Source organism: Nostoc sp. (assembly GCF_036917535.1).
Taxonomy (GTDB): domain Bacteria; phylum Cyanobacteriota; class Cyanobacteriia; order Cyanobacteriales; family Nostocaceae; genus Nostoc.
On record NZ_JBALDA010000013.1, the window covers coordinates 25,257 to 40,944 of the forward strand.

Genomic DNA, 15,688 nt, shown 5'->3' on the forward strand with positions numbered 1-15,688 from the left:
TACTTAGTCCCTATTAGGGGTGATTGCTCCCTTGTCAAAATTGCTCATTCCAGATTTAATCGCTGTGGTCTACACCTGTAAATCACAAGTGTATAAGAAAAAGTTCCCAAATAGCTAAGGACACTAGCTAGCAGTGGGAAGCGTTAAACATCAGTGTCCAAGGGAAAATTTAACCAGGTTGACAAAGGTAGAGGCATGACTAAAGAAACATATATGGAACCCGCCTTTCTGTTACCCGACTTGATTGAAATCCAGCGGTCAAGTTTTCGCTGGTTTTTAGAAGAAGGGCTGATAGAAGAACTTAACTCCTTTAGTCCTATTACAGATTATACGGGTAAATTAGAACTGCACTTTTTGGGTCATAACTACAAACTCAAGGAGCCAAAGTACAGCGTCGAAGAAGCCAAACGGCGGGATAGTACCTATGCGGTCCAAATGTATGTTCCCACACGTCTAATTAATAAAGAAACCGGGGAAATCAAAGAGCAAGAGGTATTCATTGGGGATTTGCCTTTGATGACCGATCGCGGCACGTTTATTATTAACGGGGCGGAGCGGGTAATTGTCAACCAAATAGTGCGATCGCCAGGAGTCTATTACAAATCAGAAATCGACAAAAACGGGCGACGTACTTATTCAGCTAGCTTAATTCCCAATCGGGGAGCATGGCTGAAATTTGAAACAGACCGTAATGATTTGGTGTGGGTACGTATTGACAAAACCCGCAAACTCTCAGCGCAGGTACTTCTAAAAGCTTTAGGTTTATCAGACAACGAAATCTTTGACGCCTTACGCCATCCAGAATATTTCCAAAAGACTATTGAAAAAGAAGGGCAATTTTCTGAAGAAGAAGCCCTAATGGAGTTATATCGTAAACTCCGTCCTGGTGAACCACCCACAGTCTTAGGCGGACAACAACTTTTAGACTCCCGTTTCTTTGACCCGAAACGTTATGACCTTGGTCGCGTCGGACGGTACAAGCTGAACAAAAAATTGCGCCTCTCTGTCCCAGACACCATGCGTGTGCTGACTCCTGGTGATATTTTGGCGGCTGTAGATTACCTGATCAACCTAGAATATGACATTGGTAATATTGATGACATTGACCATTTAGGCAACCGTCGGGTGAGAAGCGTCGGTGAATTGTTGCAAAACCAAGTGCGAGTAGGCTTAAATCGGCTAGAAAGAATAATTCGGGAACGGATGACCGTATCTGATGCTGAAGTGCTGACTCCTGCTTCCTTAGTAAACCCCAAACCACTGGTAGCAGCAATTAAAGAATTTTTTGGTTCCAGCCAGTTAAGTCAGTTCATGGATCAAACCAATCCTCTGGCAGAACTGACCCACAAACGCCGTCTGAGTGCCCTTGGTCCTGGTGGTTTAACCCGCGAACGCGCTGGATTTGCCGTGCGAGATATACATCCTAGTCACTATGGACGCATTTGCCCCATTGAGACACCAGAAGGCCCCAACGCCGGATTGATTGGTTCCTTGGCAACCCATGCACGGGTTAACCTGTACGGTTTTTTAGAAACACCATTTAGACCTGTAGAAAATGGGCGAGTTAGATTTGATCTACCTCCAGCTTACATGACAGCTGATGAAGAAGACGACCTACGGGTTGCCCCAGGAGATATTCCTGTAGATGAAACTGGGCACATTATTGGGCCGCAAGTGCCAGTCCGATATCGCCAAGAATTTTCCACCACAACACCAGAACAAGTGGATTACGTAGCAGTATCTCCCGTACAAATTGTCTCAGTAGCTACTAGCATGATTCCTTTCTTGGAGCATGATGACGCTAACCGAGCGTTGATGGGATCGAACATGCAACGACAAGCAGTTCCCCTGCTCAAACCAGAGCGTCCTTTGGTGGGTACTGGTTTGGAAGCGCAAGGAGCAAGAGACTCTGGGATGGTGATTGTATCGCGTACCGATGGCGATGTCACTTATGTAGATGCTACAGAAATTCGCGTCCGTCCTAAACCTAATACTCCCGAAATTAAATACATTCTTTCCAAGTACCAACGTTCCAACCAAGACACCTGTTTAAATCAGAAACCTCTCGTCCGCATTGGTGAACGAGTTGTTGCTGGTCAGGTATTGGCTGATGGTTCCTCCACCGAAGGCGGTGAATTGGCGCTAGGACAAAATATCGTCGTTGCTTATATGCCTTGGGAAGGGTACAACTACGAAGATGCAATTTTAATTTCTGAAAGACTGGTGCAGGATGATGTCTACACCTCAATTCACATTGAAAAATATGAAATTGAAGCTAGACAGACAAAACTGGGGCCAGAAGAAATCACTAGAGAAATTCCCAACGTTGGGGAAGATGCATTACGTCAGTTGGATGAACAAGGAATTATTCGGATTGGTGCGTGGGTAGAAGCTGGTGATATCTTGGTAGGAAAAGTCACACCCAAAGGTGAATCTGACCAACCGCCAGAAGAAAAACTGTTGCGGGCGATTTTCGGTGAAAAAGCGCGGGATGTGCGGGACAATTCGCTGCGAGTACCAAATGGTGAAAAAGGTCGCGTAGTTGATGTGCGCTTGTTTACTCGCGAACAAGGCGATGAACTACCACCAGGAGCCAATATGGTAGTTCGGGTATATGTTGCTCAAAAACGCAAAATCCAAGTTGGCGACAAAATGGCAGGACGTCACGGTAACAAAGGGATCATTTCTCGGATATTACCGTCGGAAGATATGCCTTATTTGCCTGATGGTTCACCAGTGGATATTGTACTCAACCCCTTGGGCGTACCCAGTCGGATGAACGTTGGACAAGTATTTGAGTGCCTCTTGGGTTGGGCTGGTCAGACCTTGGGAGTACGATTTAAGATTACTCCCTTTGATGAAATGTACGGTGAAGAGTCATCCCGGCGAATCGTGCATGGCAAATTGCAAGAAGCACGGGACGAAACAGGAAAAGACTGGGTATATAACCCAGATAACCCAGGCAAAATTATGGTGTATGACGGTCGTACAGGTGAACCCTTTGACCGAGCAATTACCATCGGTGTAGCTTACATGCTGAAGCTAGTGCATTTAGTGGATGATAAGATCCACGCCCGTTCAACTGGACCTTATTCACTAGTGACTCAGCAACCCTTGGGTGGTAAAGCACAACAAGGTGGTCAGCGATTTGGGGAAATGGAAGTATGGGCATTGGAAGCCTTTGGTGCGGCTTACACCTTACAGGAATTGCTCACAGTTAAATCTGACGATATGCAAGGACGGAATGAAGCGTTAAATGCGATCGTTAAAGGTAAGGCAATTCCTCGACCTGGAACTCCAGAATCCTTTAAGGTGCTAATGCGCGAGTTGCAGTCATTGGGGTTAGACATTGCCGTACATAAGGTAGAAACCCAAACAGACGGCAGTTCGCTAGATGTGGAAGTCGATTTGATGGCAGACCAATCAGCCCGTCGCACACCTCCTCGACCTACATACGAATCTCTTTCTCGCGAATCGCTGGAAGATGACGAATAAAAATTAGGGAATGGGGCATGGGGCATTGGGCATAGGAAATGAGAAGTTGGTAATTATCAATGCCCAATCCCCAATGACGCCAGTTGCTTCTCCCAAGGGGAGACGGTGCGCGAACAAGTCGGGCATTGCCCGCCCAACGCACTGGCTCCCCAATGCCCAATGTTCCAAAAACTAAATATACTCATAAATCAAAACTCAGCACTTAAAGTATGAGACCTGCCCAAACTAATCAGTTTGACTACGTAAAAATCGGCTTGGCTTCCCCTGAACGCATTCGTCAGTGGGGCGAGAGAACATTGCCCAATGGTCAGGTAGTCGGTGAAGTTACCAAGCCAGAGACGATTAACTACCGAACTCTCAAGCCAGAGATGGATGGCTTATTTTGTGAGCGAATCTTTGGTCCTGCAAAAGATTGGGAATGCCATTGTGGCAAGTATAAAAGAGTCCGTCATAGAGGTATTGTCTGTGAACGCTGTGGGGTAGAAGTCACCGAGTCACGGGTGCGTCGTCACCGTATGGGCTATATTAAACTCGCCGCACCAGTAGCTCACGTTTGGTATCTCAAAGGCATTCCTAGCTATATTTCCATTCTGTTAGATATGCCCTTGCGGGATGTCGAGCAGATAGTTTATTTCAACTCTTATGTTGTTCTAAGTCCAGGTAATGCCGAAACCTTAACTTACAAACAACTACTGAGTGAAGACCAGTGGTTGGAAATAGAAGACCAAATTTATAGCGAAGATTCTGTGCTGCAAGGCGTAGAAGTAGGTATTGGTGCTGAAGCACTGTTGCGTTTGCTTGCCGATATCAATTTAGAGCAAGAAGCGGAAAGCCTACGGGAAGAAATTGGCAACGCCAAGGGACAAAAGAGAGCCAAGCTAATTAAGCGACTGCGGGTGATTGACAACTTCATCGCTACTGGTTCCAAACCAGAGTGGATGGTGATGGCAGTTATTCCTGTGATTCCTCCCGACTTGCGTCCAATGGTGCAGCTAGATGGTGGACGGTTTGCCACCAGCGATTTAAACGATTTGTATCGACGGGTAATTAACCGCAACAATCGTTTGGCACGCTTGCAAGAAATTTTGGCACCAGAGATTATTGTGCGGAACGAAAAGCGGATGCTGCAAGAAGCAGTGGATGCTTTGATTGACAATGGTCGCCGGGGACGCACTGTGGTAGGGGCAAATAACCGACCCCTGAAATCTTTGTCCGACATTATTGAGGGTAAGCAAGGACGTTTCCGACAAAACTTGTTAGGTAAACGGGTTGACTACTCTGGACGTTCGGTAATTGTTGTCGGGCCAAAGCTGAAAATTCACCAGTGCGGTTTGCCTAGAGAAATGGCAATTGAGCTATTTCAGCCATTTGTGATTAACCGCCTGATTCGTAGCGGTATGGTAAATAACATTAAAGCTGCGAAAAAGCTGATATCCCGCAATGATCCCAGTGTTTGGGATGTGCTGGAAGAGGTGATTGAAGGACACCCTGTAATGCTAAATCGGGCACCAACATTGCATCGCTTGGGTATTCAGTCTTTTGAACCGATTTTAGTAGAAGGTAGAGCGATTCAACTGCATCCTCTCGTGTGTCCAGCGTTTAACGCCGACTTTGACGGCGACCAAATGGCGGTACACGTCCCGCTGTCGTTAGAAAGTCAGGCTGAAGCGCGATTGCTGATGTTGGCTTCTAACAATATTTTGTCACCAGCCACAGGTAAACCTATCATCACACCTAGCCAAGATATGGTATTGGGAGCGTATTACTTAACAGCAGAAAATCCCAGTGGGACAAAAGGTGCAGAAAGGTACTTTTCTTCGCTGAATGACGTAATTATGGCTTTTCAGCAAGAGCAAATTGACTTGCACGCCTATATCTACGTGCGGTTTGACGGTGAAATAGAATCAGACCAACCGGATACGGAACCGCTGAAAGTGACGGAAAACGAGGATGGTACCCGCACATTACTTTATAAGTTCCGCCGAGTCAGACAAGACGCTAAGGGCAATTTAATTTCCCAGTATATTTACACAACTCCTGGTCGCGTTATTTACAATAATGCTATTCAGGAAGCACTTGCAAGTTAGGGAATAGGGCATGGGGCATAGTGCATGGGAAATAAATACCAATGCCCAATACCCAATGCCCAATGACTCAGGACTAATGACTCAGGACTAATGACCAATGACTGAAAAAATGATTTTTCGCAATCGCGTAGTTAACAAAAGTCAACTGCAAAAATTAATTTCTTGGGCCTTTACGCATTATGGTACGGCGCGAACCGCAGTGATGGCGGACAAGCTGAAAGATTTGGGATTTCGCTATGCTACTAAAGCAGGGGTTTCTATCAGTGTAGATGACTTGATGGTGCCTCCAACTAAACGATTGCTCTTAGAAGCAGCCGAAGAAGAAATTCGCGCCACTGAAACCCGTTACCAACGGGGAGAAATCACGGAAGTAGAACGTTTCCAAAAGGTAATTGATACCTGGAATGGTACTAGTGAAGCTTTGAAAGATGAAGTAGTCGTTCACTTCAAGAAAACTAATCCCCTAAACTCCGTATATATGATGGCATTCTCTGGGGCACGGGGTAACATCTCTCAAGTGCGCCAATTGGTGGGAATGCGGGGACTGATGGCAGATCCTCAAGGGGAAATTATTGATTTGCCCATCAAAACCAACTTCCGTGAAGGACTGACTGTGACGGAATACATTATTTCGTCTTATGGTGCCAGAAAAGGATTGGTGGATACTGCGTTGCGAACAGCTGACTCTGGTTATCTCACCCGCCGTTTGGTGGATGTATCCCAGGATGTAATTATTCGGGAATTTGACTGCGGCACCACTAGGGGTCTTAGCATTCAACCAATGACAGAAGGGGCCAAAACCTTGATTCCTCTAGCAACCCGGTTGATGGGACGGGTAATTGGTGAAGATGTGGTGCATCCGGTGACAAAAGAAGTTATAGCAGCACGCAATACCCCAATTTCTGAGGATTTGGCGAAGAAAATTGAAAAATCTGGGGTGGGAGAAGTTGTAGTGCGATCGCCACTAACTTGTGAAGCTGCACGTTCTGTCTGTCAACACTGCTATGGCTGGAGTTTGGCCCACGCCAAGATGGTAGATTTGGGCGAAGCTGTGGGGATTATTGCCGCCCAAAGTATCGGTGAACCTGGTACTCAGTTAACCATGCGGACATTCCACACAGGTGGTGTGTTTACCGGGGAAGTAGCGCAACAAGTTCGTTCTAAAATCGATGGAACTGTTAAGCTTCCCCGCAAACTAAAGACCAGAACGTATCGTACCCGCCACGGCGAAGATGCGCTTTATGTTGAAGCTAATGGCATCATGCTTTTGGAGCCAAAAAAAGTAGATGATGTCACCCCAGAAAACCAGGAAGTTCATCTAACTCAAGGTTCAACACTATACGTATTTGATGGAAATCAGGTAAAACAAGGTCAGTTGTTGGCAGAAGTTGCCCTCGGTGGACGCACAACTCGGACTAATACAGAAAAAGCCGTTAAAGATGTTGCTTCTGACTTGGCAGGGGAAGTGCAATTTGCCGAAGTAATTCCAGAACAAAAAACCGACCGTCAGGGTAATACCACAACCACAGCCGCACGGGGTGGTTTGATTTGGATTTTGTCTGGGGAAGTTTACAACTTGCCGCCTGGTGCAGAATTGGTGGTGAAAAATGGTGATGCGATCGCTTCTAATGGAGTTTTAGCAGAAACCAAGTTAACCAGTTTGCACGGCGGTGTAGTGCGCTTACCCGAAGCGACCCCAGGTAAGAGTACCAGGGAAATTGAGATTATCACTGCTTCTGTGGTCTTAGATCAAGCAACAGTGACAGTCCAAAGTTCTCAAGGTCGCAATAATTACTTAGTTTCTACTGGCAACAACCAAGTATTCAACCTCCGGGCTACACCAGGTACAAAAGTGCAAAATGGTCAAGTGGTAGCTGAGTTAATTGATGACCGCTATCGCACAACCACTGGTGGATTCCTAAAGTTTGCAGGTGTCGAAGTTCAGAAAAAAGGCAAAGCCAAGCTCGGTTATGAAGTCGTGCAGGGCGGTACACTGTTGTGGATTCCCGAAGAAAGCCACGAAGTTAATAAAGATATCTCCTTACTGTTGGTGGAAGACGGTCAGTTTGTCGAAGCTGGCACCGAAGTTGTGAAAGATATCTTCTGCCAAAACAGTGGTGTGGTAGAAGTGACCCAGAAAAACGATATCCTGCGGGAAGTGGTGGTGAAGCCAGGGGAACTGCTGATGGTGGACGATCCCGAATCAGTTATCGGGCGAGATAACACCTTTATCCAACCAGGTGAGGAATTCCAAGGCAATGTCGCGACGGAATTGCGTTATATCCAGTATGTAGAGACACCAGAAGGACCCGCCCTGTTAAGCCGTCCAGTAGTTGAGTTTGCCGTACCGGATAATCCAGATGTGCCATCAACGACATCGGTAAGTCAACAAACCGGACGATCAATTCAATTAAGGGCTGTGCAGCGACTACCTTATAAAGATTCAGAACGTGTCAAATCTGTTGAAGGCGTGGAACTGCTGCGAACCCAGCTAGTGCTGGAAATTGAGCAAGAAGGGGAACAAGACCATAATGCTTCACCCTTAGCAGCAGATATTGAATTGGTAGAGGACACCGAAGACCCAGAAGTTCAACGTTTACAACTAGTAATTTTGGAATCCTTGGTAATTCGTCGAGACATTACCGCTGATGCCACCCAAGGTAGTACCCAGACGACACTTGAGGTACATGATGGGCTAACCATCGCCCCAGGTTCTGTAGTCGCACGTACCCAAATCTTGTGTAAAGAAGGCGGAGAAGTGCGGGGTGTCCAAAAAGGAACTGAAAACGTGCGTCGCTGTTTGGTGTTGCGCGATGCTGACAGGCTTCCCATTAATACTAGTACTCAGCCAAAGGTAAAAGTGGGTGACTTGCTAGTAGAAGGTACAGAAGTTGCTCCGGGAATTTTTACCCCAGAATCAGGGCAAGTAGTGGATATTAAAAGTGTCGCTGCTGCATCTGGTGAGGAATCAGCTTTGAGTAATAAAAATTACGTTATTACTACCCGTATCGGTCGCCCTTATCGAGTCAGCCCTGGTGCTGTATTGCAGATAGAAGACGGCGATTTGGTACAACGGGGTGATAACTTGGTATTGCTGGTGTTTGAACGCGCCAAAACCGGAGATATCATTCAAGGTTTGCCCCGGATTGAGGAACTACTTGAAGCTCGTAAACCGAAAGAAGCGTGCATCTTATGTCGGCGGGGCGGAGAAGTTAAAGTAGTTTACGGTGATGGTGATGAAGCGATCGCCATCAAGGTCGTAGAATCAAATGGCGTGGTGACAGATTATCCTCTAGGACCAGGACAAAATTTGATTGTGCCAGATGGATCAACAGTATTAGTAGGACAACCGTTGACCGATGGCCCATCCAATCCCCACGAAATTTTGGAAATCTTCTTTAGCTTGGGTTCTGAAGACGGAATCTATGCTTGTGCTAGCCTTGCCTTGCAAAAGGTACAGACTTTCTTGGTGAATGAAGTGCAAATGGTGTACCAATCTCAAGGGATTGATATTTCCGATAAGCACATTGAAGTGATTGTTCGCCAGATGACCAACAAAGTCAGGATTGATGATGGTGGTGACACTACAATGCTTCCCGGCGAATTGGTAGAACTGCGCCAAGTTGAGCAGGTGAACGAAGCTATGGCAATTACAGGCGGTGCTAGGGCACAGTATACCCCAGTATTATTGGGGATCACTAAAGCATCGTTGAACACCGACAGCTTTATTTCCGCCGCGTCCTTCCAAGAGACAACACGGGTACTCACCGAAGCCGCTATCGAAGGCAAATCTGACTGGCTGCGCGGATTAAAGGAAAACGTGATTATCGGGCGATTGATTCCGGCTGGTACTGGATACAATACCTATGAAGAACCAGGAGCGATCGATGACTATGCTGCTGAAATTACCAGTAGTGTATTAGATGAAGTTGATGATCCCTTAGATATGGTCTTAGACGATCGCACAGCTCGCACCTATAATTTAGATTCTCCTACTCTTGGGGAATCTGGCTTTGGCAGCAGACGTGCAGAAAGGTCAATTCTAGATGAAGAAGATGAATTAATTGCTGACGAAGTAGTAGACGATGACGATTACGAAGAAGAAGAGGAAGACGACGAAGATGATTTCGACGACGAATAGAGACTTGAAATTTCGCGTCTAAAAGGTAAAAGGTAATATCGAGTCTGCTCAATTACCAATAACCAAAGTACCTCACCTGTGCTAGCGTGCCCCTTGCCAAGGGACACGCTAGCTTCAGTTTTACCCCTCCCCGATGCGTTATACCAATTTGAAAAAAGAATGCGACAAATAGACCATTTGTAGAGACGCGATTCATCGCGTCTTTACCCAAAGATGTGTTGCAATCATTAATTGAATTGGTATTAGAAGAAAATTAAGTTTTATAGCCGTAGCCACATAGGTTAGGACAATGTTGATTGCTAAAAGCCTTGATATCACTGGGTTTATACTCAGACCGGAGCTTCGGAGTCTCCAGCTTTGCTCAGCACTTTGCTATATAAGTGTTAATTTGATTGATCAAGATAGCGATCGCTATTAGCCACTTACCAACGACACCAGTACACCATTAAGATCGCGGACACGAGCAATAGTTTTTCCTCCAGGCTGAGTTTTAGGAGCATCTAGTGTTTTTGCGCCTGCCCCAATTGCTCTCATGTAGGCACTGCCAACATCAGGAGTGATAAATGATATCTGAATTAATGCTGGTGATTGTGTGGAATCGTTAGCATGGAAGCCTCCAGGAAATAACTTTTGTGCTTCGCTACTAGAAGAGAAAGCTAGTGTAGTGTTTCCGGTTTCGATTTCGGCCCAGATAGATTGTCCTTTATCCTGGAGAGTGCGACGAAGTAGACCAAAGGCTTTTTCGTAAAACTCAACTGTTTTAACTACATCATCTACCCAGATGACCATGTAACCAAATTTCACAGTTCTTTCTCCTTATCTAGAAAAATCAGTGCTGGCGAAGATTCCTGTTATTTAACTGTATGCGATTTGAATACACAGTAACTTAACTTTCCAGAATATTACGATCTGTTGCTAGAGTTTGTGCCCCTGTTTGCATCATTTCCATATCTGATGGCGACCAATAATGAGGCTCTTGACAGTGATGTGCTACTAGTAATCCCCATAATCCTCTAGGTATGAGAATTGGTACAATCAGGTTGGCGCGAACCTGCAAATTGCCAAGAAAATCTCGGTGACAAGGCTGGATTGACTCTAATTCAATATCAGCGATCGCCTTTACCCGTCCTCCTAAGTATAAAGCAGCATACTCGTTGTTAAAACAATCATCGGGGCCAGTGGAACCAATTATTGAAAATTCCTTAGAACTCAAAGATTCAAAAGTCACCTGTCCTTGCCACTGACTGTAAAAATAATACAACACCACCCGATCAACCTGAAGTGATTCTCTGAGTTTATTGGTTGTTTGCCGCACTAATTCATCGCGTTGCATTGTTTTAACAAGGCGATCAAGCAAATTTTGCAAACCCTGGTTACAGCGATCACGGCTATCGTTAAATTTCGAGTGAGAAAGAATTTGCACGGTTCTAAAATTACTACTAAGTAAATGCTACAGGATTTATATATATAGTAATTTATTAGACCTTAATTAAATACATTATTGTATTTATAGCAGTAATTTCATTTTATCGGAACATAATACTATTCCAGCTTTGCGGTGAATTTAAAATAAATTCTAAAGAAATTCGATTGTTTTAATTTGCACCCCAACAATTTAAAATTATAAATTTAAAGTTAAAGTTTTTGAAATTTCCAAAAAATATGCTGAGTATTTCTCTAGTTTGAAGCAATAAATATACTTCAACCTGTAATATGAAAGTCAGTTTGTATTTCTAGTTACAGATATTTATAAACCAATATAACTAAAAACCTTCATGGTAGTGCCATTAATATTCAAAATGCTACTTGTAAGTCTCTAAATATTGGGACAAAAGTACGGTAAGCTTCTAATGCTGCTTCTTTTACGGTTACATTCACAATTGGAAATGTAGTGAGGATGTAGCTAAATTCATCTTCGGTTAAGTTGTAAAGGTGTGCTACCATGCCATCGAGTTCGGCGCGGAGTTTGGCGCGTTCTGTTTCGTTGGTAACGCCTTGTTGATGGGAACCTAGACCGACTTCTTGTGCGAGTTCGTCAAACTCTGGTGTGGTGCAGATGAGTTTAGCGGCGCGTTGTACAATGTCGTTGAAGTAGCGATCGTTTTTTGTTAAACGTGGGACGGGTAGTTGGTAGACATAAAAGAAATTTACATTGGCAGTTACTCTTAAACGTAGTAAATAATCTAAAACAAAGCTGTTCCAGACTCCGCAAAGATAAAACATCACATCATAGCCAATTTGACGTTTTTCTTCATTATCGTATGTGCGAACAGATTGAAAACTTTCTGCATGAAAGTTGGGAGGAATGATTGTCGAAATCATAGTCCTTGCATCTGTGTTCCTAGCAATTTTACGAAACCCAAGTCGGTAATCTTGATAGTCAAGCCTTTGTCCTTTGTCTTCTTTGCGTCCAAGTAAAGCTGATCTTCCCTCCTGTTCTACAATCCAGTACCGGGGTTTATCAAACTGATAGTTAAATTGATGAATCATTTTGCCCTCATATAAAGGCAACATTTTTGGTTTTATTTCTTGCTGAAAAAGATAACTATCATTGGTCATGTGAAATTCACTTTGGAGACTGATATTCCAACATTTATTCAGTTTTTCACCTAAAAGTGGAGATTTAGATACTTTTTCTGCTATTAACAAATCATATTTATTTGTAAACTCGACTATTCCTAAACTTTCAGGTGATAGTTGACGTACCATCTCAACGCTAATCTGCAAACTATCCTCAAGAGGAAACATTTGAAGTTCTTGCACATCATGACGCATAAAAGCAGATGGAAACTTATTTGTTATACTACCTTTTGCAAAAGTAAGAACAACTATTTTAAAACTGCGATGAACACCTTCAAAAACTTCCTTACGGTTTTCAAGACAGAATAAACCAGTAACTTTAGTTTGAGTAAACAACATCTCCCGCAATTGCTTAGTCCCCAAGTCAGTGTAAATCCCGCTAGGAATTACAATTCCGCACTCACCGCCAGAACGCAGAAGATTAAAACATTGTTCTGTAAACAGCTTATAGAGATTAATATCCGTACCTGCTTTTTTACCATTCACAATAGAAATCTGATTTTTATACTGTTCAGATGAACGATAATAAGCGCTGACATAAGGATATTGACTTTGATATTCTAACCAAGTACTTGCAATTATTGGATTTTGTAATAGTTTATTTTGCTCTTTCTCAAAATCCTTAATATCCATCTTGTTCTTCGTCACCAGTTCATTATGTTGTGCAAAGAACTCTTTAGCTTGTGGCTTAAATATTTCCCAAGGTGGATTAGTGATAATTGCATCAAAACCACCGCGTTCTAAAACCTTGTCAAAATGATAACCCCAGTGAAACGGCTTCAAGGCTGCAATATCCTCAACATTCAAAATACGTTTCTTTGATTTTCCAGTTAGCTGAACTTCCTCGTATTTAATACCCAGCTTTTGACTAAACTCATCCAATAATAAAAGATTTAACTTTTTTTGTGATTCTTTATTAAGGTTATCAATAGATTTACGTAAGTTCAATAACCTTGTATCTTGATGCGTTCCCAGTTCTCCACCAGGAAGTTTTTCATCATCAGGAATAAAAGCGTGTTTTTTGTAAAGTTCAATAGACTTATTCTTTTCTTCTAAAATAGCTTTGTAATTATCTGCTGTGAGACGCTGTAATAGATTACCTTGTTTAGTATTTCCTACTGTATCAAAAGCAGTGTCATCTACCTTAATCAGTCCAATCAACGAATTACCCGCCATAATATTAAAGTCAATATTAGGCAATGGCTCTAATTCTTCAACATCGTGAGCAGAAGAAACCAAAGCTAAGAAAAGACGCAGTTTAGCAATTTCTGTTGCTTCCTCCATGATATCTATACCATAGAGGTTATCCCTAAGAATGCGCTTCCTAATAAAATACTCTATGGAAAGATGCTCAGTTTTTTCAATTTTTAACCAGTCCTTTAATTTCTGATCTCCTTGTAATTCAATTGTTCCAATTATCGCACTATAAACTTGGATTAGCGTCTTCATCGCTGCAACGAGAAAAGCACCAGAACCGCAAGCTGGGTCAAGAATTGATAAATTAGGAAGAATATCTTCCATTAATGAACGACAAACGTTTGTATTTAGTTTGATGAGGAGTTCGTTGATATCCTCAAATGGCTTATACTTATCAGATAGCGCATCATTTACACGGTCTACAATTAACTTGTGAATAGTTCTATCACAAAGATATTCTGTAATCTGCGGTCTAGTATAATAGGCTCCAAAAGCCTTTTGATTAATATACTTTTCAAAAATATAACCTAAGACATCTGGGTTGATTTCGTCGTCTTTTCCTTCCGGCGTATCATCGAGATTCCAAGAATAACGCTCAAATAAATCTAGAACTTGCTCAAACGCCTCATCAACAATAGAAATCTGATATTTCTCTTCAATATGATGCTTGAGAAATAGTCCGCCATTCAGGTATTTAACTTTTCCTACTAATTCTTGTACAGATAAATCGCGCTCAAACTCAGGTTTAGCAAAGCTTTCAAAAAATAAAGCCTTGAGAAATTCACTATAAAAATGATTTTCCCCTTTTTGCTTGCTTTGCTCAAGCTTGTTTTGCAGATAATTTAAATCCTCATTATCAATAAAACCCTTACGTTGAAGAAAATAAACAAACATCAGACGGTTGAGAATTACCGATGTATACCAACGTCTATCTGTCTCATTATCAATTCCTTTCACAAACAGCAAAAACTTCTGGTGTTGCTCTTGAAATTCCTTATAAAACTTCTTGGTTACTGGCTCAACATCGAAACCGCGTTGTAGTTTATAAGCAATTTCTACAACAGTCGGTTCCCCGTGTTCTAATTCGGTAATATCAATGACTAAAGAACCAAGCTTGCTTAAAAACAAGTCTCCTGGTTGACCTTTCACATATAAATGGTCACGAACAAAAGTTTTACTTCCTTCTCTTTTCACCCAATACCAAAGACTACGCGTGCGTTCTGCGGTAATAAAAATTAGGAGATTTTCAGCTATCAGTTTATTAATTTCTTTGTAAATCTCATCTCTAACTTTAGCCTCTGGTATTTTCCCATCTGCTGCGGTGACTTCAAAGATTGCAACACCTGAGAGTTCGGCAATTTTCTGGTATTGATACGTCTTATTCTCAATATTTAAAGTTATAGGTTTTTGTCTTGAGGGTTTAGACCAACCTAATTCCTCTATAAATAAATCACTAAATTTGAACTTAGAGAGTAGATCGCGTGTTCGTTGAAAATTAAGCGACATAATTTATCATGCTTGAAAAATCAAAAAGAGCATGGTAAATTTGCCACTCAGAAAATAAATCTGTGGCTATAAAAATTAAGTCTGCGCTAGCTGACTTTAAGAAACCCTCTTTATACGAGTTAAATTTTTACCCATGCTTTTTATATTTTATAAATTCCTTATATTTAATTAGGCTGAGAAATTATACGGAAAAGTTGTTAATTTCTCTAAATGTTGGCTTGATTTGTACAGCCGTAATTTTGAATTATCAGGTAGATTTGCTGATTACTTTACCAAAATGCCTAATTGCTTTATAAAAATGCCCGTTTGCTTTCTTAAAATACTGAAATGCTTTCTCAAAATGAGCTTTGACTTACTCAAAAGAAGCTTTTACTTTCTCATTTTGGTGTTTTCCGTAAGCAAAAGCAGCTTTGACTTACTCAAAAGAAGCTTTTGCTTTCTCATTTTGGTGTTTTCCGCAAGCAAAAGCAGCTTTGACTTATTCAAAAGAAGCTTTTGCTTTCTCATTTTGGTGTTTCCCGCAAGTCAAATCAGCTTTTACTTATTCAAACCCCAGTTTGCTTTCTTATTTCAGTATTTTACGTAAGATGTAGGTTGGATTGAGAAATGAAATCCAAGATATATCAAAGCTTTGTTGGGTTTTGCAAAGCCTCAACCCAACCTACTATAGGGCTTCTGAGTT

General features: G+C 42.5%; 6 protein-coding genes. 3 read left to right on the top strand and 3 right to left on the bottom strand.

What is annotated here, in order from left to right:
• Positions 1–195: 195 nt before the first annotated feature.
• From rpoB to V7K56_RS03215, 3 genes are all read left to right on the top strand, one after another.
• A complete protein-coding gene (gene rpoB / locus V7K56_RS03205) occupies positions 196–3,495 on the top strand; it encodes a DNA-directed RNA polymerase subunit beta (protein ID WP_334907544.1) in 3,300 nt (1,099 codons plus the stop codon).
• A 209-nt stretch (positions 3,496–3,704) separates the two neighbouring features.
• Positions 3,705–5,582, top strand: coding sequence for a DNA-directed RNA polymerase subunit gamma (locus tag V7K56_RS03210; RefSeq protein WP_334907546.1), 1,878 nt, complete (start codon positions 3,705–3,707; stop codon positions 5,580–5,582).
• A 97-nt stretch (positions 5,583–5,679) separates the two neighbouring features.
• Positions 5,680–9,723: a DNA-directed RNA polymerase subunit beta'' gene (locus V7K56_RS03215; protein WP_334907548.1), complete on the top strand. Its 4,044-nt coding sequence runs from the start codon at positions 5,680–5,682 to the stop codon at positions 9,721–9,723.
• Positions 9,724–10,137: 414 nt separating this feature from the next.
• On the opposite strand, the gene V7K56_RS03220 is transcribed toward V7K56_RS03215, so the two are convergent.
• The 3 genes from V7K56_RS03220 to V7K56_RS03230 all read right to left on the bottom strand — a co-directional run bounded on the left by V7K56_RS03220 (position 10,138) and on the right by V7K56_RS03230 (position 15,006).
• Complete coding sequence (locus V7K56_RS03220; protein ID WP_334907550.1) at positions 10,138–10,527, bottom strand: VOC family protein; 390 nt, start codon at positions 10,525–10,527, stop codon at positions 10,138–10,140.
• 82 nt (positions 10,528–10,609) lie between these two features.
• Positions 10,610–11,146, bottom strand: a complete 537-nt coding sequence (locus V7K56_RS03225; protein WP_334907551.1) for a GAF domain-containing protein — start codon at positions 11,144–11,146, stop codon at positions 10,610–10,612.
• 371 nt (positions 11,147–11,517) lie between these two features.
• The gene (locus V7K56_RS03230; RefSeq protein ID WP_334907553.1) at positions 11,518–15,006 is read right to left on the bottom strand and encodes an Eco57I restriction-modification methylase domain-containing protein; all 3,489 of its coding nucleotides are present in this window, start codon (positions 15,004–15,006) and stop codon (positions 11,518–11,520) included.
• Positions 15,007–15,688: the final 682 nt, after the last annotated feature.